Below are 20840 nucleotides of genomic sequence, written 5' to 3'. Positions count from 1 at the left end.
CAGGCGGGCCCCGGCCTGGTGCGTACGCACTACAGCACCGGCGGGTCACGATCGTGTGCGGATACTGAGCGGGCGGGCCGCGGGCCTCCGTGGGGCGCGGGCCGTTCGGTAGTCTCCTTCGCGCCGAACACGCACACCGAAGGGGACGGGGACACAGGGTGACGGGCACGGGGGACGAAGCGGTGTTCCAGCCGCTGCAGGACGACGACCCGGCGCAGGTCGGGCCGTACCGGTTGGCGGCGCGGCTGGGCGCGGGCGGGATGGGCAAGGTCTACCTGGGGCACGCGCCCGGCCGGCCGGTCGCGATCAAGGTGATCAGGCCCGAGTTCGCCGAGGACCCGAACTTCCGGCGGCGGTTCGGCCAGGAGGTGCTGGCCGCGCGCCGGGTGCAGGGCCTGTACACCGCGCCGGTGCTGGACAGCGACACCGAGGGGCCGCGGCCGTGGCTGGCCACCGCGTACGTGCAGGGGCCGACGCTGTCCGCGGCGGTCGCCCGGCACGGCGCGCTGCCGCCGCAGACCGTGCTGCTGCTGGTCGCCGGGATCGCCGAGGCCCTCCAGGCGGTGCACGCGGCCGGCCTGGTGCACCGTGACCTGAAGCCGTCCAACGTGCTGCTGGCCGACGACGGCCCGCGCGTCATCGACTTCGGCATCGCCCGCGCCGCCGACACCACCGCGCTGACCGACAGCGGCGTGACCGTGGGCACTCCGGCGTTCATGGCCCCCGAGCAGGCCGCGATGCGCGAGATCACCCCGGCCACCGATGTCTTCGCGCTCGGCCAGGTCGCCGCCTACGCCGCGATCGGCGCGCCCGCCTACGGCGAGGGGCCGTCCCACGCGGTGCTGTACCGCATCGTGCACGAGGAACCCGAACTGGTCGGCCTGCCCGAGGAGTTGGCGCCGCTGGTGCGGAGCTGCCTGGCCAAGGACCCGGCGCGGCGGCCGTCCACCGAGCAGGTGGTGGCGATGTGCCAGGCCGCGTCCGCGGACGGCCGACTGGTCCGGCCCGAGCAGTGGCTGCCGGGCGACATCGCGGCGCAGATCCCGGCCCGGGTCGCGCTGCCGGTCCCGCCGCCGACCGCGACCGCCGCATCTCCCGCCGCCGCGGGACCGGCCGCCGCGGGACCCGCCGGCGTGACCCGCCCGGACGCCGCCGCGCCGGTGCACCCGCCGACGCAGCCGGTGCCGCCGGCCGCCGCGGCGCAGAACCCGCAGGCCCCGCAGGTCCCGCAGGCCCCGCTGGGGGCACCGCGCCCGTCGGCGCCGTCACCCGACTACCCGCCCACCGAGGCGGCGCGCCCGGTGGGATACCCGCACCAGCCGTACGGCTACCCGCAGCAGCAGTACCCGACGCCGTACCCGCAGCAGGCGCAGCACCGCGGACCGGGCGGCCCCGGACGGCCGATGGCGCCGGGCTATCCCCAACAGCCCTACCGGCAGCAGCCGTTCCAGCCGCTGCCGCCGAAGAAGAGCAAGGCGCCCTACGTCCTGGCCGCGGTCCTCGCGGTCGTCGTGCTCGCGGTCGTCGTGCCGCTCGCGCTCAACGGCAGCGGCGGCGACGACAACAAGGCCAGAAGCGGCGGCAGTTCGTCATCCGTCTCGCCGCGTGCGAACAGCGGCGGCACGGGCGACGACGCCTCCGACGCGACGGCCGGCTCCCACACCCCCGCCGCGCCGAAGCCCGAGGTCCACCCCGGCATCCAACTGGCCGACGACTACCACCTGTTCTTCGCCGACCCCGACCTCAAGCCGGCCCGCGGCTTCGACGACGACATGACCTACTCCTGCACCGACATGATCGACGTCGGCTGCCGCTTCTCCACGAACACCGCGGAACTCGTCCTGCTCGACAGCGGCGAGAAGGGCTCCCTCGACGCCTGCCTGAAGGACACCCGCTACACCACGGAGATCGACCAGGCCCGGCTGTCGCCCGGCTCGCAGATCTGCGCGACCACCGACAGCACGGTCGCGCTGATCACCTTCAAGCACGCGTCGAAGAGCAGCGAGCCGAGCACCTACGCCGTCCTGGACGTCACGGTCTGGCGCAACGCCGTCCCGCCGACGGACGGGTGACCGGACGCCCGGCGGGACGACCGACCGGCCACCCGACCGACCGGCCACCCGACCGACCGGCCACCCGACCGACCGGCCACCCGGCGCGGGGTCGGCCCCGCTCAGGCGCGCGGGGCGACCTTCGTCAGGCCGTTGATGATGCGGTCCATCGCGTCGCCGCCGGTCGGGTCCGTGAGGTTGGCGAGCAGCTTGAGCGCGAAGCGCATCAGCATCGGGTGGGTCAGGCCGCGCTGGGTGCACAGCTGCATCACCTTGGGGTTGCCGATCAGCTTCACGAACGCGCGGCCGAGCGTGTAGTAGCCGCCGTAGGTGTCCTTCAGGATGCGCGGGTAGCGCTGGAGCGCCAGTTCGCGCTGCGCGGAGGTCGCACGGGCGTGCGCCTGGGTGATGACGTCGGCGGCGAGTTGGCCGGATTCCATCGCGTAGGCGATGCCCTCGCCGTTGAACGGGTTGACCAGCCCGCCCGCGTCGCCGACCAGCAGCAGGCCGCGGGTGTAGTGCGGTTGCCGGTTGAACGCCATCGGCAGCGCCGCGCCGCGGATCGGCTGGGTCATGTTCTCCGGGGTGAAACCCCAGTCCTCGGGCATCGAGGCGACCCAGGACCTGAGCACCTCGCGCCAGTCCAGCTCGCGGAAGGCCGCGGAGGAGTCCAGGATGCCGAGCCCGACGTTGGAGGTGCCGTCGCCGAGTCCGAAGATCCAGCCGTAGCCGGGCAGTTGGCGGGCGTCGGGGCCGCGCCGGTCCCACAGCTCCAGCCACGACTCCAGGTAGTCGTCCTCGTGCCGCGGCGAGGTGAAGTAGGTGCGCACCGCCACGCCCATCGGCCGGTCGTCGCGCCGGTGCAGGCCCATCGCCAGCGACAGCCGGGTGGAGTTGCCGTCGGCGGCCACGACCAGCGGCGCGTCGAAGGCGACCGGGGTCTTCTCCTCGCCGAGCTTGGCGGTGACGCCGGTGATCCGGCCGGTGCGCTCGTCGATCAGCGGCCCGGTGACGTTGCACCGCTCGTACAGCCGGGCGCCGGCCTTCACCGCCTGCTGGGCCAGCAGTTCGTCGAAGTCCTCGCGCTTGCGCACCAGTCCGTAGTCCGGGTACGCGGCCAGGTCCGGCCAGTCCATCTCCAGGCGCATGCCGCCGCTGATGATCCGCAGGCCCTTGTTCCGCAGCCAGCCGGCCTCTTCCGAGATGTCGATGCCCATCGCCACGAGCTGCTTGGTGGCGCGCGGGGTCAGGCCGTCGCCGCAGACCTTCTCGCGCGGGAACGCGGTCTTCTCCAGCAGCAGGACGTCGAGTCCGGCCTTGGCCAGGTAGTACGCGGTCGTCGAGCCGGCGGGACCGGCGCCGACGACGATCACATCGGCACTGCGCTCGGAAAGGGCGGCGGTGTCGGTCACGGTGGGCTCTCCCGTTTCGGCGAGGGGGTGTTGCGGCTGCTCGATGCGGTCGAGTCTATGCAGCCGGGGCGCCCGGTGGCGCGGCGGCTCTCACGAACCGGCCGGACGCGGCCCGGAGGCGGCCGGGCCGCGCCCGACCCGCGCCCGGTCGCGTCGGGCAGCGGCTCAGCGGTGGTCCGGCGGCCGGTCCCGCTTGTTCAGCCGCGGCGGCTGGACCACCCCGAGGTCGTGGACGGTCGTCTCCCCGGCCGGCGGCCCCGGCTGCGCGGGAGGCCCGGCGGGAGCGTCCTGCGCCGGCCCGGCCCCCGGCTGCGGCGCGGCCCCCTGCGGCGGTACGGACCCGGGCGGCGGTACGGACCCGGGCGGCGTCTGCGGCGGCGGACCGTACGGGCCCGGCGGCGGTCCGTACGGCTGGGGACCGTACGGCTGCCCGCCCTGGGGACCGTACGGCTGCTGTCCGTACGGCGGTGTGCCGTACGCCGGCGGCGCCCATCCCGCGGCGGCGCCCGCCGCGGCCGGCCCGTACAGCGCGGCCCCGCGCGCGCCCAGCGCCCGCGCCGCGTAGGGCGCGACCAGCACGCCGCCGAACGACCAGAGCAGGGCGACCAGCAGCGCGTACCCGACGTTCGGCCCGAAGGACTCGTGGGTGCCGGCCGTCGACAGCACCACGCCGTCCTCGAAGGTGACGCCGCTGAGCCCGGCGAGCGCCACGAACAGCACGGTGAACAGCCCGGCGACCGCGAACTGCTCGGCCCGGCCGCGGGTCAGCCGGGCGGCGAGCACGCCGATCAGCAGCGCGCAGACCACGCCGCCGGCCACCGCGCCGACCGCCGCCCAGCCGTCCCACATGTGGCTGAGGTCGCCGAGGTCGAGATTCGCGTTGTTCCCGACGCCGTCGGCGGCCCCGGTGGAGGAGAAGCGGAAGTGGGCGTCGAAGGGGCCGCCCCAGCCGAGCGAGAGGCCGCTCACGCCCGCGTTCGGCAGCAGGAAGGCGACGAGGACGACGCCCCAGCCGGTCACGTCGTCGTAGTGGCCGAGCGCCACGCACAGGACCACGACCGCGGCGATGCCGACCGCGGCGAGCAGCGCGTAGCCGGTGGCGCGCAGCACCCGCAGCGCGGCGACCAGGCCGGGCCGGGCGGCGAGCCAGGCGGCGCGGCCGGGGGCGGGCAGCAGGGCGAACGCGGTCACGAAGGCGAGCGCGATGCTGCCCAGCACGGCGAAGACCGGGGCGTCGTGGAGGTGCACCTCCTCGATCGAGGGCTGCGCGAGCAGCGCGAGCACCAGCGTGGCGGCGCCGCTGAGCAGCGCGACCCGGACCGCGGCCTCCGGACCGCCCGCCCGGCGGCGCACCGCGCGCAGCGCCACGGCGAGCGCGAGCACCCACAGCGCGGTGACGGTCAGCGGGATCATCGAGATCGCGGTGTGCACGGTGTGGCCGCCGCTCGTCATCGGGCTGTACGAGAAGCTGCCGGAGTCGGAGCCGTCGTCGCCGTCGTCGAGGTAGGAGGCGTGGTCGAAGCCGGTGTCGAAGCCGGTGTCGGCGCCGGTGTCGCCGAAGGGGTCCGAGTCGTCGCCGCTGCTGTCCCCGAACGGATCGGAATCGTCCCCCGAACCGTCCCCGAACGGATCGGAATCGTCCCCCGAACCGTCCCCGAACGGGTCCGAGTCGTCGCCGCTGCTGTCCCCGAACGGATCGGAGTCATCGCCCGAGCCGTCCCCGAACGGATCGGAGTCGTCGCCCGAGCCGTCCCCGAACGGATCGGAGTCGTCGCCCGAGCCGTCGTCGAACCCGTCCGAACCGTCCGAGTCCCCCGACCCGTCGTCGAACCCGTCGGAACCGTCCGAGTCCCCCGACCCGTCGGAGTCGCCGAAATCGTCGCCGGAGCTGTCGTCCGAGCCGAAGTCGTCGTCGACGGTGGGCTCGTCCCGGGGCGCGTGCACGTCGACCGAGCCGCCGACGCCCTGGAGCAGCAGCGCGAGGGCGATCCGGGAGCGCTTGAGGAAACCTATGCCGCTGCCGCTGAGCAGGCCGCCCGAGGTGCCGCCGAGCAGCGCGGCCAGGCCGAGCAGCAGGACGGCGGGCGCGAGCGCGGCCAGCGCGGCGCCGTCCCAGCGGCCGGTGAACACCCGGCGGGCGAACCGCGCGGCGGGCGAGGGGCCCGGCGGCGCGGCGGGTGGGGCGGCGGGCGGAACGGACGGGGCGTATCCGGCGGCCCCGGAGACCCCGGGCGCCCCGGAGACCCCGGGCACCCCGGACGCGCCGGGCGCCGGCGGCACGGCCGGCATCGTCGGCGGCGCGGCGCCCGGATGGGCCGGCGACACCGCGGGCATCGTGGGCGTCGCGGGCGCCACCGGGGGCTCGGGCGGCGCGCCGTCCGCGGCGGTCGCGGGCGGCGTCAGCTCCTTCCCGCAGCGCGCGCAGAAACGCACATCCGCCGCGTCGGAGACGGGGTTCCCGCACGCGGGGCAGAACGACATGGGCACTCCGGGCAGTTCGGTGACGGTTCGGGGGACGCCGTCCCGCCGACACCGCAGCCTAAAGCGGCAGTTCCGGTTTCCGCCCCCGGATTGTTGACTTCCCCTTTACCGCGCGCCCACGCCACACCTCACCGGCACCGGGCGCCGCGGGAATCCCCGCCTACCCGGTGACCGCGCGGTGCAGCGCCACGATCCCGCCGGTGAGGTTGCGCCACGCGACCCCCCGCCAGCCCGCGTCCTGCAGCCGCCGGGCCAGCGCCGGCTGGTCCGGCCACGCGCGGATGGACTCGGCGAGGTAGACGTACGCGTCCGGGTTGCTGCTCACCGACTTGGCGACCGGCGGCAGCGCCCGCATCAGGTATTCGGTGTAGACGGTGCGGAAGGGCCGGTACGTGGGGTGGCTGAACTCACAGATCACCAGCCGCCCGCCGGGCCTGGTGACGCGCCGCATCTCGCGCAGCGCCGCCGCGGTGTCGTGCACGTTGCGCAGCGCGAAGGAGATGGTGACCGCGTCGAACACCCCGTCGGCGAACGGCAGCCGGGTCGCGTCGCCCGCGGTCAGCGGCAGGTCGGGGTGGCGCTTCCTGCCCTCGCGCAGCATGCCGAGGGAGAAGTCGCACGGCACGGTCAGCGCGCCGGCCGCGGCGAACGGCAGGCTCGAGGTGCCGGTGCCGGCGCCCAGGTCGAGCACCCGCTCGCCGGGCCGCACGTCCAGCGCCTGCGCGACCGCCCGCCGCCACAGCCGGGTCTGGCCGAGCGAGAGCACGTCGTTGGTGAGGTCGTACTTGGCGGCGACGTCGTCGAACATCGCCGCGACGTCCTGCGGCTTCTTGTCCAGGTCCGCCCGGCTCACCGCGCCGTCACCGGGCCTGGAGGATGCGCAGCTCGGGGTGGGCCGTGCCCCCCTCGATCGCGGTGGACGACAGGTGGGAGACCACGTGGTCGTCGACCGGGTCGTTCGCCGGGTCGTCGTGCACCACGAGGTGCTCGTAGGTGGTGGCGCGCTGCGCGGGCACCCGGCCGGCGGCGCGGATCAGATGGATCAGCTCCATCCGGTTGGAGCGGTGCTTGGCGCCGGCCGAGGAGACCACGTTCTCCTCCAGCATCACCGAGCCGAGGTCGTCGGCGCCGTAGTGCAGCGACAGCTGGCCCACCTCCTTGCCGGTGGTCAGCCAGGAGCCCTGGATGTGCGCGACGTTGTCCAGGAACAGCCGGGCGATGGCGATCATCCGCAGGTACTCGAAGAGGGTGGCCTGCGTCCGGCCCTTCAGGTGGTTGTTCTCCGGCTGGTAGGTGTACGGGATGAAGGCGCGGAAGCCGCCGGTGCGGTCCTGCACGTCGCGGATCATCCGCAGGTGCTCGATCCGCTCGGCGTTGGTCTCGCCGGTGCCCATCAGCATGGTGGAGGTGGACTCGACGCCGAGCCGGTGCGCGGTCTCCATGATCTCCAGCCAGCGCTCCCCGGACTCCTTCAGCGGCGCGATGGCCTTGCGCGGGCGCTCGGGCAGCAGCTCCGCGCCGGCGCTGGCGAAGGAGTCGAGGCCGGCCGCGTGGATGCGGCGGATGGCCTCCTCGGCGCTGACGCCGGAGATCCGCGCCATGTGCTCGACCTCGGAGGCGCCGAGCGAGTGGATGACCAGCTGGGGGAACTCCCGCTTGATGGCGGCGAAGTGCTCCTCGTAGTACTCCACGCCGTAGTCGGGGTGGTGGCCGCCCTGGAACATGATCTGGGTGCCGCCCAGCTCGACGGTCTCGGCGCAGCGCCGCAGGATGTCGTCGAGGTCGCGGCTCCAGCCCTTCTCGGTGTCCTTGGGGGCCGCGTAGAAGGCGCAGAACTTGCACGCCGTGACACACACGTTGGTGTAGTTGATGTTCCGCTCGATGATGTACGTGGCGATGTGGTCGATGCCGGCGTACCTGCGGCGGCGGACGGCGTCCGCGGCGGCGCCCAGCGCGTGCAGCGGGGCGTCGCGGTAGAGGACCAGCGCCTCCTCCGGGGTGATCCGGCCGCCGGCCGCGGCACGGTCGAGGACGGCGGTGATATCGGTCGCGTCGGTCGCGTTCGCCGGAGCTGGCACCGGTGCGGTCCCTTCGGAGGGGGTCGGGCGTCGGACCGTGCCAGCGTACGCCAGCCGGTCCGGCCTCCCGAGCGCCGCCCGCCGGACCGCGGCACGGTCCGGCGGGCGGGAGAGCCCGAAGGCGTCCGGGCGGCGCGGCCGCGGCGGCCGGGCCCGGTGGGCGGGACGGCTCAGTGGCCGCCGAGGCCCTTGGCGAGCTGCTCGTCCGCCTGCTGGAAGGCGTCGGCCGCCGACTCCAGGAACTTGCCCATGCCGTCCAGACCCTCGATGGTCTTGGTCGCACCGGTGTTGAACTCGGTGTAGGACTGGTCGAACTGCTTCGAGGAGCGGTCCGTCACGTAGCCGCCGTTGACCAGGTCCTGCACGAACTTGTGCAGCGTGTTCAGCTTCTCGGTGATCTCGTGCTGGCCGGTGCGCAGCTTGGTCGCCGCGTCCCGCATGTCCTGGTACGTAACGTTCACATTAGCCATGGCGGCTCGACTCCTCATTCGCACGTGTTGCCGCAGGGCCTACCCCCGTGGCGCCTGAGTTGGCTCTCAACCTACAGGGGTTGACGCGGCCCCCGCAGCCCCCGGTTCCCGATACCGGAACGTCGAGGTGACCGCGTCGAACACGTCGAAGAAGGGCTCGGCGAGGTCCACCACGGAGCTGCTCGCGGCCACCAGCGCGACCTTGTCGGTGTGTCCGGGCAGCGGGATGAACGTCTGCATCAGCACCGCGCGCACGGTCCTGCTGTCGCCGGGCACGGCGACGTCCTCGATGCCGTACGTGCGGGCGGCGAGGCCGGTCTCCGGGATCTCGACGGTGGTGACCTTGCGCCAGGTGTCGCCCTCGCGCGCGGCCTCCTTCGGGCGCAGCCCGGCGACGATCGAGGCGGGGTCGGCGGGCAGCGCGGTGCCGTCGGCGGTGCGGGCGCCGACGAGGGAGACGGTGACCGAGGCGGTGAGCGGCAGCGTGTCGAAGTTCTGCGCCATGCAGCCGATGTAGACGGCGCCGGACTCGTACGCGTCGCGGGCGGCCTTCTTCAGGAACCGGCCGAGCACGTCCCGGTGCTCGGCCAGCGCGGGGTTCTCCTTGACGCGGCGCGCGAGCAGCCGGCGGACCGAGTCGTCCCGGGTGGCCGGGTGCAGGTCGAACTCCCACCAGGTCATCGGCACGGTCAGGGTGAAGCCCTCGCGCTCGACGGGCATGACCCGCACGGCGGGCCCGGAGCCGTTGGGTGTGCTCACTCGCCGTCCCCGCCCTTGCCGCCGCCGTCGCCCTTCGCGGACTTCGCCAGTTGGTCGGCGAGGTCCTTGTCGGCCTTCCTGATCTGCGTCACGGCCGTGTTCGCCATCTTCGCCAGCCCCTCCAACTGCCCGTCGATCTCCTTGCGGCCGTCCTTCCAGCCGTGCTCGAAGTGGTCCAGCGCGCCCGCGACCTTGTCGGAGCCGAGCTTGGCCTCGTACGCGTCGAACAGCTTGCGGGTGCCGTTCATCGTGTTCCGCACGGCGTCCAGGCTCCGCGCGAAGTCCTCCAGCCCGGTCAGGTCGACCCCCAGCCGATCCGCCCCCACGGCGTCCTCCCCTGCTCCCTTGGTGCGATGCCTCCGACTGTGCGGCGCCTTCGACTATGCGATGCCTTCGACGAGCTTGGCCAGCGCCCGGTCCCCGGTGTCGGCGAGCTTCCTCGGGTAGTCCATGCCCATGTAGACCGCGCCGTCGGGCGCCATGGTCAGGTACGCGTTGCCACGGTCGGTGTCGCCGAGCGGAAAGAGCGGGACGCCCGTCTCCTCGCTCTGGACGTCGATGATCTCGGAATCCCACTGCGCGACCAGCGGGTCGAGGCGGAACGGCGAGCGCGACATCGTACGGCCCGGCCCCTTCACCTCCACGGTGAGCCCGCCGAACTCGGCGAGGAACCGCCGGGCCGCGTCGTGCATGACGAAGCCCTCGTCCGCGTCGTGCAGCGCCCGCTCCCACGCGTCGGCGGGCACCTGGCGGCCGGGCCGCCAGCCTGCCTGCCGCAGCACGCGGTCCGTCTCGGCGGACCAGCGGGCGCCGGCCGGGTCGGGCGAACCGGCCGGAGCAGGCGACGCGCCGCCGTCGCGGACCACGTCCGACACACTCCCGTCGCCGGCCAGGTCCGACGCGCCCGCATCGCGTGCCGGGTCCGGCGCGGCTGCGGCACGCGGTCCGGCGACCAGCCTCTCCACGGCCTCGTGACCGGTGCCGGCGAGCCGTTCGGCCCGCTCACCGCCGCGCTCGCCGCCGCGCTCGCCGCCCCGGTAGACCGCACCGTCCGCCGCCATGCCCAGCAGGCCGGCCCCGCGTCCGCGACGCCGAGGGGCGACAGCTCCAGGCCGGCGGCGGCGCAGAACCGCGCCCACCGCTCCTGATCGGCGCTCGCCGCGACGGGGTCGAAGCGGAACAGCGTCTGCGGCGTGGCCGGCCCCGGCGTCCAGTCGTCCGTGCCCAGCCCGCCGAACTCGCCCAGGAACCGCCGGGCGGCCTCGTGGAGCGGGAGGCCGCGCGACCGCAGCACCGCCTCCCAGCGGTCCACGGGCAGTGCGCCGACCCGTCGGCCGCGCGTGTGGTCTGCTCGGCGAGGACGAACCCGTCCCAGGCGAACATCGTTTGCTCGACGACGCCCGAGCCGTCCGGCGCGAGCCGCTCCTTGGCGATCCTGCGGCCGTAGGGGTCGTACCGGTACTGCCACCGGGCGCCGTCCGGCGTGACCACGGCGACCAGTCGGTCCTCGCTGTCCCAGGTGTACCGCCAGACGTCCGGCTTCCTGGACAACCGCTTGCGACGGCGGACGACCACCCGTCCCTGGGCGTCGTGCTCGTAGTGCACCTGCGCCGGGCCGTGCGCCCGCCGGGCGTCGTCCTGGTCCGCGGCCGGGGCCGGCTCTGAGTGCCGCTCGGTGAGGGCGCCCGCCGCGTCGTAGGCGTACCGCTCCGTCCAGGTCGCCGCGTGCACCGCGGTAGGCGTCGCCGGACAGTCCGGCCCAGGACTGGATGACGGTGTCCCCGCCCAGGCCGCGTACCGACCGCAGCGCGGTGGCCACGTCATCGGCGAACGCCCCCAGCTTCCGCGCGAGCTCCTTCACCTCGTACGGATCACCCGGCACCGGATCACGGTCCAGATCCAGCACATGCCAGTCCGTCGGCCGCCCCATGACCGCCGCCTCCCCCGTGACTCCCGGCCGCCAACCGCCCGGCCGCACATGCTACTTGGCCCAGCCTTTACCTACAGGGGACAGGACGGACACGGGCGCGCGGACGGTTCCCGGCAGCCGGGGGCGGGCGGCCGGGGCCAGGCACGGGCGGCCAGGCGCGCGGCCAGGCGCGCGCGGTCAGGCGCGGGGTGGGAGGAGTTCGACGGCGGCGGAGGGCGGGAAGCCGACGCGGCGGGCGAACTCGGCGATGCCGGTGAGCTGTTCGGCGCCGAGGGAGAAGTCGAGGGTGGTGAAGTAGCGGCGCAGCACCTCCGCGTCGAAGGACTCCCAGCGCGCGGACTGCTCGGCGACCTTCTCGACCTCCTCCAGGGACAGGTCCCGGGAGGCCAGGAAGGCGCGGTGCACCTCGTGCACGGCGTCGGGATGCGCGGCGAGGTAGTCGCGGCGCACCGCCCAGATCGCGAAGACGAAGGGCAGCCCGGTCCACTCCTTCCACATCGTGCCGAGGTCGTGGACGTCCAGGCCCAGCCGCGGCCCGTCGTGCAGGTTCGCGCGCAGCGCCGCGTCGCCGATCAGCACGGCGGCCGGCGCCTCCTGCATCATCAGCGACAGGTCGGGCGGGCAGGTGTAGTAGTCGGGCGCGACGCCGTAGCGCTCGGTGAGCATCAGCTCGGCCAGCCGCACCGAGGTACGGCTGGTGGAGCCGAGGGCGACCCGCTGGCCGTCGAGCTGCTCCAGCGGCAGCTGCGAGACGATCACGCAGGACATCACCGGGCCGTCGCAGCCCACCGCGATGTCGGGCAGCGCGACGAGCTGGTCGGCGTGCTTGAGGTACTCCATGAGGGTGACCGGGCCGATGTCGAGCGAGCCCTCCACCAGCTGGGCGCTGAGCTTCTCCGGGGTGTCCTTGGTCAGCTCCACGTCCAGCAGCGTGCCGGTCCTGGCCAGGCCCCAGTAGAGCGGGACGCAGTTGAGGAACTGGATGTGGCCCACCCGGGGGCGGACCATGCCGTTCGTGCCGCCGCCTGTGCCTTCTGTGTCGTCACGCGCAGATGTGTCCATATCGCGGACGCTACTCCTGCCCCCTCCGCCACCGGCCGCGGGGTCCGCGGCGGCGCGCCGGACACCTGCCGGCGGCGTGCCGGACGCCGTCCGGACACCCGCGGGACGCGGGCCGGCGGCGTGCCGGCGAACCGGGATCTTGCAAGCCTTCCCCGGTCGGGACCCCCGTGCTAGGCTCAGCGGCAAGTTGCAGTTTGGTTTCCTTGCAGTACAAAGCCTGCGGAGCATGTGACCCGCAGGCTTTTGTAGTTTTCAGACATTGCACATGCAGGTTCTGGAGCAGGGCGACCCTTTGGGCCCAAGGAGGGCTTTATGGCTACCGGAACCGTCAAGTGGTTCAACGCTGAAAAGGGCTTCGGCTTCATCGCCCAGGACGGCGGCGGCCCGGATGTCTTCGTTCACTACTCCGCGATCAACGCGACCGGCTTCCGCTCCCTGGAGGAGAACCAGCCGGTGACCTTCGACGTCACGCAGGGCCCGAAGGGCCCCCAGGCGGAGAACGTCACCCCGAACTAGTTCCCGCTAGTCCGGAAGGTCGGCGCTGTCGCGCCCAGAACCTGTAGTACCAAGGGGCCCCGCACCGCGTGCGGGGCCCCTGCCTTGCGTGGGGGCACCTCCCTCGCGTAGGGGCGCCTGCCTCGCGGGGCCCCGCACCGCCCCCGCCCCCGCGCTCACCCTCAGCTCCGGCGCGCGTACAGCTCGTCGATCTCCGCGGCGAAGTCCCGCGCGACCGCCGACCGCTTCAGCTTCATGGACGGCGTGAGGTGGCCGCCGTCCTCGGTGAAGTCCACCGCGAGCACCCGGAACTTCCGGATCGACTCGGCCTGCGAGACGCTCGCGTTCGCGCCGTCCACGGCCTTCTGCAGCTCCGCGAGCAGCTCGGGGTCCCGGGCCAGCTCGGCCGGGCGCAGCCCCTCCTTGTGCCGCATCCGCTGCCAGTGCTCCACGCCGTCGGCGTCCAGGGTGATCAGCGCGGCGACGAACGGCCGGTCGTCGCCCACCACCATGCACTGCGCGACCAGCGGGTGCGCCCGCAGCCGGTCCTCCAGCGGCGCGGGCGACACGTTCTTGCCGCCGCTGGTGATGATGATCTCCTTCTTGCGCCCGGTGATGGTCAGATAGCCGGCCTCGTCCAGCTCCCCGATGTCCCCGGTGGGGAACCAGCGCCCGTCCCCGGCCGCCGCCCGGCCGCCGGGGGTCGCCGCGGTGTCGCCCCAGTAGCCGGCGAAGACCTGGCCGCCGCGCAGCAGCACCTCGCCGTCCTCGGCGATCCGCACCGCCGTGCCGGGCAGCGGCCAGCCGACGGTGCCGAGCCGGGGCCGCAGCGGCGGCGTCACCGTGGCGGCGGCGGTGGTCTCGGTCAGGCCGTAGCCCTCGAAGACCATGACGCCGGCGCCCGCGTAGAAGGCCGCGAGCCGCTTGCCCAGCGGGGAGCCGCCGCAGATCGCGTACCGCACCTTGCCGCCGAGCGCGGCCCTGATCCGGCGGTAGACCAGCGGGTCGTACAGCCCGTGGGCCAGCCGCAGCCCGAGCGAGGGGCCGGGGCCCGCACCGGTCTGCCGGTCCACCAGCGCCTCGCCGTAGCGCCGGGCGACGGCGGCGGCCCGGTCGAAGGAGGCCGCGCGGCCCATCTTCTCCGCGGTGGCCCGGCCGGTGTTGTAGACCTTCTCCAGCACGTACGGGATCGCCAGCAGGAAGGTCGGGCGGAAACCGGCCAGGTCGGCGAGCAGGTCCTCGGTGGCGATGCTCGGCGCGTGGCCGAGCCGCACCCGGGCGCGCAGGCAGCCCACCGCGACCATCCGGCCGAAGACGTGCGACAGCGGCAGGAACAGCAGCGTCGAGGCGGGCTCGGTGCTCACCGTCTTGAAGACCGGGTGCAGCAGCTCGACGGCGTTGTCCACCTCGGCGAAGAAGTTGCCGTGGGTCAGCACGCAGCCCTTGGGGCGGCCGGTGGTGCCCGAGGTGTAGATCAGCGTCGCCACCGAGTCCGGGCCCAGCGCCTGCCGCCGCGCGGTGACCAGCGCGTCGGGCAGGTCGCGGCCCTGCGCGCTGAGCCGGCCGAGCGCGCCCTCGTCGATCTGCCACAGCTCGCGCAGCCCGGGCAGCTCCCGGCGCACCCCGCTGACCAGGCGGGACTGCTCGACGTTCTCCACGGCGCAGGCGGCGGCGCCGGAGTCGGCGAGGATCCAGGCGGTCTGCGAGGCGGAGCTGGTCGGGTAGATCGGTACGGTGATCAGGCCGGCCGCCCAGCCGGCGAAGTCCAGCAGCGTCCAGGCGTAGGTGGTCCGCGCCATGATCGCGAGCCGGTCGCCCGGTTTCAGGCCGGCGGCGATCAGGCCCTTCGCGAGCGCGGTGACCTCCTCGGCGAAGGCGCGCGCGCTGACGTCGCGCCAGACGCCGTGGTCGTCCTTGCGGGCCAGCACGGGGTCCCCCGGGGCCTCCGCGGCGTTCGTGTACGGGATGTCGCCCAGGCTGCCGCGGCGCGGCGGCTCCACCAGCGCGGGCACCGCGGCTTCCACGACCCGGTCGGCGGTGCGCCTGGTCTCGGGCGCCCCCGCGACGGGCTGCGCCGGCGGACGTACGTGGCGTATCAGCATGTCGACCTCCGGTCGAGGGTTGGTCCGGCAATGCGCTGGGCGCTGCGCCGGCAGGGGCAGGGGTTTGTGCGTCGGGCCGACGCCGGGCCTTGCCCCCCCAGGGGCGCGGGGAACTGCGCGACCAGCCCTCGCGGCGCGGAAGGTCGCCACCGCCCCGAAGGGGCAGATCGGATCGCTCCGGACCACCGGCCCGGTGGTGGGCTGCTGGGGGCACCCCCGGACGGAGTCTGGGGGAGCAGTTCCCCGCGCCCCTGAAAAACAGGCCCAGCGCCGAGCCGAAGCAGGGACGGGCGCAGCCCGGGAAGAGCGCGACGCCCAGCGCGAGCCGAAGCGCGGGCCGGCGCGGCCGGGGGAAGGGGGGCAGCGCACAGCGCGAGCGTCACGCGCGTTCGAGGATCGCGGTGACGCCCTGGCCGCCGGCCGCGCAGATGGAGATGAGCCCGCGGCCGGGAGCGTCCCGCTCGGCCAGCAGCCGCGCGAGCGTCGCCACGATCCGCGCGCCCGTCGCGGCGAACGGATGCCCCGTGGCCAGCGACGACCCCACGACGTTGAGCCGCGACCGGTCCACCGGCCCCAGCGGGGCGTCCAGCCCGAGCCGCCGTTCGCAGAACTCCTTGTCCTCCCACGCGGCCAGCGTCGCCAGCACCTGCGACGCGAACGCCTCGTGCACCTCGTAGAAGTCGAAGTCGCCGAGGTCGAGCCCGGCGCGCGCGAGCATCCGCGGCACGGCGTACGCGGGGGCCATCAGCAGCCCCTCGTCGCCGTCGACGAAGTCCACCGCCGCCGTCTCGTACGCGGTGAGGTACGCCAGCGGTTCGAGCCCGCGCGCCGCCGCCCACTCCTCGCTCGCCAGCAGCACGACCGCCGCGCCGTCGGTGAGCGGCGTGGAGTTGCCCGCGGTCATCGTGCCGCCGGGGCCCCCGTACACGGGTTTGAGGCGGGCCAGCCGCTCGGGCGTGGAGTCCGGCCGCAGGTTCTGGTCGCGCTCCAGGCCGCGGAAGGGGGTGACCAGCTCGTCGAGGAAGCCGCGCTCGTACGCCGCGGCGAGGCGCTGGTGGCTGGCCGCGGCCAGATCGTCCTGGGCCGCGCGGGTGATGCCCCACCGCTCGGCGGTGAGCGCCGCGTGCTCGCCCATCGACAGGCCGGTGCGCGGCTCGGCGTTGCGCGGGATGTCCGGGACCAGGTGCCGGGGCCGCACACCGGCCAGCGCGCGCACCCGGCCGCCCAATCCGCGGGCCCGGCGCGCGGCCAGCAGGGTGCGGCGCAGTTCGTCGTTGACGCCCAGCGGCGCGTCGCTCGCGGTGTCGGCGCCGCCGGCGATCCCCGCGTCGATCACGCCGAGCGCGATCTTGGCGGCGACCGCGAACACCGCCTGCAGGCCGGTGCCGCACGCCTGCTGGACGTCGTACGCGGGGGTGTCGTGCGCGAGCACCGAGCCGAGCACGGTCTCGCGGGCGAGGTTGAAGTCGCGGGCGTGCTTGAGCACCGCGCCGGCCGCGAACTCGCCGAGCCGCTCGCCGGAGAGCCCGGCGCGCACCGCGAGGCCGTCCAGCGCGGCGGTGAGCATCTCCTGGTTGGACGCGGTGGCGTAGGGCCCGTCGGAGCGGGCGAAGGGGATCCGGTTGCCGGCGATCACGGCGACCCGTCGAACGGTCTGGGCGGACTGCATGCGCTCCTCCGTAAGTGGTCGGGCGGTCCGAGGGGGCCTGAAGGGCGGTCTCTTGGCCGGAGCGGCGACTCACCAGTAGCCTTACCGCCGGTAAACTTACTCCAGAGTAAGGAGAAGGCCAATGGCCGATCGCTACCTTCGCTTCACCGGCACGGCCCCGGGCCGCTTCCTCACCCGGAGCCTCGGGCTGCCCCGGCCCACCCCGCTGCGACGGTGGTCGGCCGCGCGTCCGGCGTTCGACGGCGCGTTCCTGCGGCTGACCGCGGGCGAGACCGCGCAGCCGGCGGGCGGTGCGGCCGGTGGGGCGCGGGACGGCGCGGCGGGCGGCGCGGCGGGCGGCGCGGCGGGCGGCGTTGGCGGCAGGCCGTACGCCGGGGTCGTGCTGGACGCGACGGCGATCGCCGACCCGGCCGGGCTGCGCGCGGTGCACACCAGCCTGCACCCGCTGGTCAGCTCCCTGTCTCCCTGCGGCCGGGTGGTGGTGCTGGGCCGCCGGCCCGACCCGGCGGACCCGCGCCAGGCCGCCGCCCAGCAGGCGCTGGAGGGCTTCGTCCGCTCGCTCGGCAAGGAGATCGGCCAGGGCAGGACCGTGCAGCTGCTGCGCCTGGCGCCCGGCGCGGACCCCGAACCGGCGCTGGACTTCCTGCTGTCGCCGAAGTCGGCGTACGTCAGCGGGCAGGTCATCGAGGTGGGGTCCGCGCTGCCCGGGCCCGCCCGGCCGGGACAGCGCGTCGCCCTGGTCACCGGCGCGGCGCGCGGCATCGGCGAATCGGTGGCCACGACGCTGGCCAGGGACGGACTGCACGTGCTGTGCCTGGACGTGCCGCAGGCGGCCGAGTCGCTGGCCGAGGTGGCCGCGCGGCTCGGCGGCACCGCGCTGCCGCTGGACATCACCGCGGCCGACGCGGGCGAGCGGATCGCGGCGGCCGTCGAGGCGCTCGCGTCCGGGCCGGCCGCCGCGGACCGGACCGACGTGGACCGGACCGCCGCGGACCCGGCCGCGGAAGGGGGCGCGGCAGGGAGCGCGGAAGGGGGCGCGGAAGGGGGCGCGGCCGGCGGAGGGGGCGCGGCCGGGCGGCTCGACGTCCTGGTGCACAACGCCGGCATCACCCGCGACCGCAAGCTCGCCAACATGGACGCCGACCGCTGGGACGCGGTCCTGGACGTCAACCTCGACAGCGTGCTGCGCACCACCGGCCACCTGCTGAAGGCCGGCACCCTCGGCGACCACGCGCGGATCGTCGCGACCGCGTCGATCAGCGGCATCGCGGGCAACGCCGGACAGACCAACTACGCCGCGTCCAAGGCCGGGATCATCGGCTTCGTCCGCGCACTGGCCGCCGACCCGCAGCTGCGGGCGCGGGGCATCACCGTCAACGCGGTCGCGCCCGGCTTCATCGAGACGCAGATGACCGCGGCCGTCCCGCTGTTCATCCGGGAGGCCGGCCGCCGGATGAACTCCCTCGGCCAGGGCGGCCTGCCGGTGGACGTCGCGGAGACCGTCGCGTGGCTCGCCGCGCCCGGCTCGGGAGGGGTGACCGGCCAGGTGGTCCGGGTCTGCGGCCAGTCCCTGCTGGGGGCGTGAGATGGCGCTCGCGCTCACGCTGGTACGTGGAGCGGTGGCGGGCCTGGGCAAGCGCCCCTCCCCCGCGGCCGAGCTGCCGCCGACCGTGCTCACCCGGACCGCGGTGCGCGTCGACCCGGCGCGGCTGGCCGCGTACGCCCGCGTCTGCGGTTTCGCGCCGGACCCGCGGGCGGACGCGAGGGCCGACGCGGAGGCCGGCGGGGCCGGCGGGGAGCTTGGCGGAGACGGCGCGGGGCTTGGCGCCGAGGCCGGCGCGGGAGCCGTGCTGCCGCTGACCTACCCCCATGTGCTGGGCTTTCCGCTGGCCGCGCGGATCATGGCGGCCCGGGCGTTCCCGCTGCCGCTGATGGGGCTGGTGCACACCTCGATCGACATCCAGGCGTCCCGGCCGCTGACCGCGGGCGACCGGCCGGACCTGGTGGTGTACGCGGAGGGGTTGCGCGCGCACCGGCGCGGGACGGAGGTCGTGATGGTGACGCAGGCGCGGCTCGGCGGGCAAACGGTCTGGTGCGACCGCAGCACGTATCTGGCGCGGCACCGGGTGGACGAGGCGGCGGCCGCGCGCGCCGACGCTGCCGGGCCGCCCGAGCCGCCCGAGCCGGCGGGGCCTGCGGGGCCAGCGGGGCCGCTGCCGGAGGTCGCGCGGTGGCGGCTGGGCGCGGACCTCGGGCGCCGGCACGCCCGGGTGACCGGCGACTGGAACCCGATCCACCTCTACCCGTGGACGGCGCGACCGCTGGGCTTCCCCCGGGCGATCGTGCACGGCATGTGGACGGTGGCCCGCTGCGTCGCCGCCGCCGGGCCTGACGTGACGCACCTGGCCGCGTCCTTCCGCCGCCCCATCCCGCTCCCCGCGGAGGTCTCCTACGCCGCGCGGGGCGCCCGCTTCGAGGTCCGCTCGGCGCACGACGTCCATGTGACCGGCACGTTCGACCGCTGAGACGCCCGGCGTGGGGGCGGCCGGGTGGCTCAGCGGCCGGCGCGCGGCGTCGGGCGGAAACCGGAGGGGGTCCAGGTGTGGCCGGACATGAGGTTGGCCAGGCCGGACCACGCGAAGTTCATCAGCGTCGCCGCGTTCTCGCGGCCCGTCGCGGGGCCGGGCCGGCCGGCCAGCGACTCCGCGGCGCCGACCAGCGCGTGGGCGAGCGCCGCCACCTCCCGCTCGGCCAGCTCCTCGTCGCACTCCGCGTCCCGCGCCGCCGCCGCGATCAGCCCGCGCACGAACTCCACGATCTCCGCCCGCATCGCGGCCACCTCGTCCGCGAACGGCTCGCCGACCGTACGCGCCTGGCTGTACAGGATCGTCCAGCCGTCGGGGTGGGCCGCGGTGTACTCGAAGAAGCCCAGCAGCCCGCTCCACAACTGCCGGTCGGCCGGCGCGCCGACCTCGACCGACGCGCGCACCGCCGCCTTGAGCGCCTCGGCCTCGCGCCGGATGCACGCGGTGAACAGGTCGTCCTTGGAGTTCAGGTAGAGGTAGACCAGCGGCTTGCTGACGCCGGCCGCGACGGCGATCTCGTCCATGGAGGCGGCGCGGTAGCCGCGCCTGGCGAACGCCGCCACCGCCGCGTCGAGCATCTGCTGCTCGCGGACGGCCCGCGGCACCCGTTTCCCCCGGACCTTCTCCTCGACTCCCACAGGTCCCACCCTCTCCCCTCGCCCCACGCCGATCCCCAGGAGCAAGCCTATGAGAGAAGGCTCAGGCGGTGTGCGGCTCTCCGGCCGGGCGGGCGTCGCCCGCGCCGGTGTCCGCGGCGGCGCGGGCGCCGGTGGTCGCGCGCGCGGCGTCGTCCGCCTCGTCCTCCTCGCCGGCCGCGGCGGCGAAGCTCTGCCGGGTGCGCTCGACGCGCTGGGAGACCTGGACGGCGGCCTGCTCGCGGACGTCACGCAGCAGCACCCAGCTCAGCGGCGCGGAGACGACGAGGGCGAGCAGGCCCACCCACAGGTAGTTGGAGTCACCGAGCCCGGCCGGCAGGATCCGCAGCCGGACGAGCCCCCAGATGACCCCGAAGCTGGCGACGATGAGGCCGAAGCGCAGTGCGGTGTATCGGAGCATACGTCCAGTGAAGCACGCGGCTTCCCGGCCCCCGACGCCGCCCCGCCCCCGCGGCTCCGCGCCCCGGTCAGAGCGTCAGCAGCATCACGATGTCGTCGCGGTCGTCGCCGGGCGCGACACGGATCGCGCCGGGGATGCGGCCGACCTCCTTGTAGCCGCAGCCGGCGTAGAAGCGGTCGACGCCGGTGCCGCCGCGGCAGGTGAGCCGGATCGCCTGGATGCCGTGGAAGCCGCGGGCGGCCTGCTCCACCGCGGCCATCAGGGTGCGGCCGTAGCCCTTGCCCTGGTGCGCGGGGTGGACCATGACGGTGTACAGCCACAGCCAGTGGGACATCAGCCGGTGGCTGTTGTACGTCAGGAAGGCCGTCGCGGCGACCGCGCCGTCCTCGTCGCGGCCGACCAGCAGCCTGCGCTCCCCGGCCTCGACCGCCGCGAGCGAGCGCTCCAGGTCGGGCCGGATGTCCTCGGCGGTGACCGGCGGCACGAAGCCCACCGCGCCGCCCGCGTTGGAGACGTCGGTCCACAGCGCGAGGATGCCGTCGCGCAGTTCGGCGTCGAGCACCGGGTCCAGCTGGCACGTAAGTGTCATACGACTACGGTAGCCATTACGGACGCGGCAGCCGAGGCGCCGGAGCTGTCGCTCCCGTCACACCGCTCGCGCGCCGGCAGCGCGTGGGACGCCGCCGCCCG

Annotated in this window: 18 protein-coding genes and 2 pseudogenes; 4 read left to right on the top strand and 16 right to left on the bottom strand. The window is 74.8% G+C overall.

Features of this window, described 5'->3' with window-relative positions; genetic code table 11:
* The first annotated feature begins 158 nt into the window (after positions 1-158).
* Positions 159-2072 (top strand): serine/threonine-protein kinase, encoded by a 1914-nt coding sequence (locus VSR01_RS23400; RefSeq protein WP_326451118.1) that lies wholly within the window; start codon positions 159-161, stop codon positions 2070-2072.
* A gap of 101 nt (positions 2073-2173) precedes the next feature.
* Here the strand turns inward: VSR01_RS23400 and VSR01_RS23395 are convergent, their stop codons facing one another.
* The 11 genes and pseudogenes from VSR01_RS23395 to VSR01_RS23350 form a co-directional block, all read right to left on the bottom strand.
* A complete protein-coding gene (locus VSR01_RS23395) occupies positions 2174-3463 on the bottom strand; it encodes a geranylgeranyl reductase family protein (protein WP_326451117.1) in 1290 nt (429 codons plus the stop codon).
* A gap of 165 nt (positions 3464-3628) precedes the next feature.
* Positions 3629-5944, bottom strand: a complete 2316-nt coding sequence (locus VSR01_RS23390) for a zinc ribbon domain-containing protein (protein ID WP_326451116.1) — start codon at positions 5942-5944, stop codon at positions 3629-3631.
* A 160-nt stretch (positions 5945-6104) separates the two neighbouring features.
* Entirely contained in the window at positions 6105-6797 is a 693-nt protein-coding gene (locus VSR01_RS23385) for a demethylmenaquinone methyltransferase (protein ID WP_326451115.1), read from the bottom strand.
* 7 nt (positions 6798-6804) lie between these two features.
* On the bottom strand, positions 6805-8022 hold the full coding sequence (mqnC, locus tag VSR01_RS23380) for a cyclic dehypoxanthinyl futalosine synthase (protein WP_326451114.1): 1218 nt from the start codon (positions 8020-8022) through the stop codon (positions 6805-6807).
* Positions 8023-8192: 170 nt separating this feature from the next.
* Positions 8193-8492 (bottom strand): WXG100 family type VII secretion target, encoded by a 300-nt coding sequence (locus VSR01_RS23375; RefSeq protein WP_326451113.1) that lies wholly within the window; start codon positions 8490-8492, stop codon positions 8193-8195.
* 66 nt (positions 8493-8558) lie between these two features.
* Positions 8559-9212, bottom strand: coding sequence for a hypothetical protein (locus VSR01_RS23370; RefSeq protein ID WP_326453776.1), 654 nt, complete (start codon positions 9210-9212; stop codon positions 8559-8561).
* A gap of 35 nt (positions 9213-9247) precedes the next feature.
* Positions 9248-9577, bottom strand: a complete 330-nt coding sequence (locus tag VSR01_RS23365) for a hypothetical protein (RefSeq protein ID WP_326451112.1) — start codon at positions 9575-9577, stop codon at positions 9248-9250.
* A 54-nt stretch (positions 9578-9631) separates the two neighbouring features.
* Positions 9632-10312, bottom strand: a complete 681-nt coding sequence (locus VSR01_RS23360) for an SUKH-3 domain-containing protein (protein WP_326451111.1) — start codon at positions 10310-10312, stop codon at positions 9632-9634.
* 71 nt (positions 10313-10383) lie between these two features.
* Positions 10384-10545: pseudogene (locus VSR01_RS37895) on the bottom strand (SUKH-3 domain-containing protein); the annotation flags it as partial.
* A 14-nt stretch (positions 10546-10559) separates the two neighbouring features.
* Positions 10560-10988: pseudogene (locus tag VSR01_RS23355) on the bottom strand (RHS repeat domain-containing protein); the annotation flags it as partial.
* A 370-nt stretch (positions 10989-11358) separates the two neighbouring features.
* Positions 11359-12243, bottom strand: a complete 885-nt coding sequence (locus VSR01_RS23350) for a menaquinone biosynthetic enzyme MqnA/MqnD family protein (protein WP_326451110.1) — start codon at positions 12241-12243, stop codon at positions 11359-11361.
* Positions 12244-12555: 312 nt separating this feature from the next.
* Here VSR01_RS23350 and VSR01_RS23345 point away from each other — a divergent pair, with 312 nt between their 5' ends.
* Entirely contained in the window at positions 12556-12759 is a 204-nt protein-coding gene (locus VSR01_RS23345; protein ID WP_103887033.1) for a cold-shock protein, read from the top strand.
* Between the two features lie 161 nt (positions 12760-12920).
* On the opposite strand, the gene VSR01_RS23340 is transcribed toward VSR01_RS23345, so the two are convergent.
* Both VSR01_RS23340 and VSR01_RS23335 read right to left on the bottom strand, forming a co-directional pair.
* Positions 12921-14840: an AMP-dependent synthetase/ligase gene (locus VSR01_RS23340; protein ID WP_326451109.1), complete on the bottom strand. Its 1920-nt coding sequence runs from the start codon at positions 14838-14840 to the stop codon at positions 12921-12923.
* Positions 14841-15219: 379 nt separating this feature from the next.
* On the bottom strand, positions 15220-16509 hold the full coding sequence (locus VSR01_RS23335; RefSeq protein WP_326451108.1) for an acetyl-CoA C-acetyltransferase: 1290 nt from the start codon (positions 16507-16509) through the stop codon (positions 15220-15222).
* Between the two features lie 121 nt (positions 16510-16630).
* Here VSR01_RS23335 and VSR01_RS23330 point away from each other — a divergent pair, with 121 nt between their 5' ends.
* Together VSR01_RS23330 and VSR01_RS23325 are read left to right on the top strand one after the other, a co-directional pair.
* Positions 16631-18094, top strand: coding sequence for a 3-oxoacyl-ACP reductase (locus VSR01_RS23330; protein WP_326451107.1), 1464 nt, complete (start codon positions 16631-16633; stop codon positions 18092-18094).
* A 1-nt stretch (position 18095) separates the two neighbouring features.
* Positions 18096-19034, top strand: a complete 939-nt coding sequence (locus VSR01_RS23325) for a MaoC family dehydratase (protein WP_326451106.1) — start codon at positions 18096-18098, stop codon at positions 19032-19034.
* Between the two features lie 29 nt (positions 19035-19063).
* Here VSR01_RS23325 and VSR01_RS23320 read toward each other — a convergent pair whose 3' ends face one another.
* From VSR01_RS23320 to VSR01_RS23310, 3 genes are all read right to left on the bottom strand, one after another.
* Positions 19064-19672 (bottom strand): TetR/AcrR family transcriptional regulator, encoded by a 609-nt coding sequence (locus tag VSR01_RS23320; RefSeq protein ID WP_326453775.1) that lies wholly within the window; start codon positions 19670-19672, stop codon positions 19064-19066.
* 121 nt (positions 19673-19793) lie between these two features.
* Positions 19794-20150 carry a DUF4229 domain-containing protein gene (locus VSR01_RS23315; protein WP_326451105.1) on the bottom strand — a complete coding sequence of 119 codons (357 nt, stop codon included), beginning with the start codon at positions 20148-20150 and terminating at the stop codon, positions 19794-19796.
* Positions 20151-20217: 67 nt separating this feature from the next.
* Positions 20218-20739 (bottom strand): GNAT family N-acetyltransferase, encoded by a 522-nt coding sequence (locus VSR01_RS23310; protein ID WP_326451104.1) that lies wholly within the window; start codon positions 20737-20739, stop codon positions 20218-20220.
* Positions 20740-20840 lie beyond the last annotated feature (101 nt).

This window comes from Actinacidiphila sp. DG2A-62, assembly GCF_035825295.1.
In the GTDB taxonomy this organism is placed as follows: Bacteria; Actinomycetota; Actinomycetes; order Streptomycetales; family Streptomycetaceae; genus Actinacidiphila.
Note: the sequence above shows the minus strand (reverse complement) of the source record. Positions and strands in the feature narration are given on the sequence as shown.

Excerpts from the sequence above, each read along its gene's own strand:
- VSR01_RS23315 (WP_326451105.1), bottom strand. The coding sequence starts at position 20,150 with ATGCTCCGATACACCGCACTGCGCTTCGGCCTCATCGTCGCCAGCTTC.
- VSR01_RS23370 (WP_326453776.1), bottom strand. The coding sequence starts at position 9,212 with ATGCCCGTCGAGCGCGAGGGCTTCACCCTGACCGTGCCGATGACCTGG.
- VSR01_RS23375 (WP_326451113.1), bottom strand. The coding sequence starts at position 8,492 with ATGGCTAATGTGAACGTTACGTACCAGGACATGCGGGACGCGGCGACC.
- VSR01_RS23320 (WP_326453775.1), bottom strand. The coding sequence starts at position 19,672 with ATGCTCGACGCGGCGGTGGCGGCGTTCGCCAGGCGCGGCTACCGCGCC.
- VSR01_RS23325 (WP_326451106.1), top strand. The coding sequence starts at position 18,096 with ATGGCGCTCGCGCTCACGCTGGTACGTGGAGCGGTGGCGGGCCTGGGC.
- VSR01_RS23335 (WP_326451108.1), bottom strand. The coding sequence starts at position 16,509 with ATGCAGTCCGCCCAGACCGTTCGACGGGTCGCCGTGATCGCCGGCAAC.
- VSR01_RS23345 (WP_103887033.1), top strand. The coding sequence starts at position 12,556 with ATGGCTACCGGAACCGTCAAGTGGTTCAACGCTGAAAAGGGCTTCGGC.
- VSR01_RS23330 (WP_326451107.1), top strand. The coding sequence starts at position 16,631 with ATGGCCGATCGCTACCTTCGCTTCACCGGCACGGCCCCGGGCCGCTTC.
- VSR01_RS23360 (WP_326451111.1), bottom strand. The coding sequence starts at position 10,312 with ATGGCGGCGGACGGTGCGGTCTACCGGGGCGGCGAGCGCGGCGGCGAG.
- VSR01_RS23350 (WP_326451110.1), bottom strand. The coding sequence starts at position 12,243 with ATGGACACATCTGCGCGTGACGACACAGAAGGCACAGGCGGCGGCACG.
- VSR01_RS23390 (WP_326451116.1), bottom strand. The coding sequence starts at position 5,944 with ATGTCGTTCTGCCCCGCGTGCGGGAACCCCGTCTCCGACGCGGCGGAT.
- VSR01_RS23340 (WP_326451109.1), bottom strand. The coding sequence starts at position 14,840 with ATGCTGATACGCCACGTACGTCCGCCGGCGCAGCCCGTCGCGGGGGCG.
- VSR01_RS23310 (WP_326451104.1), bottom strand. The coding sequence starts at position 20,739 with ATGACACTTACGTGCCAGCTGGACCCGGTGCTCGACGCCGAACTGCGC.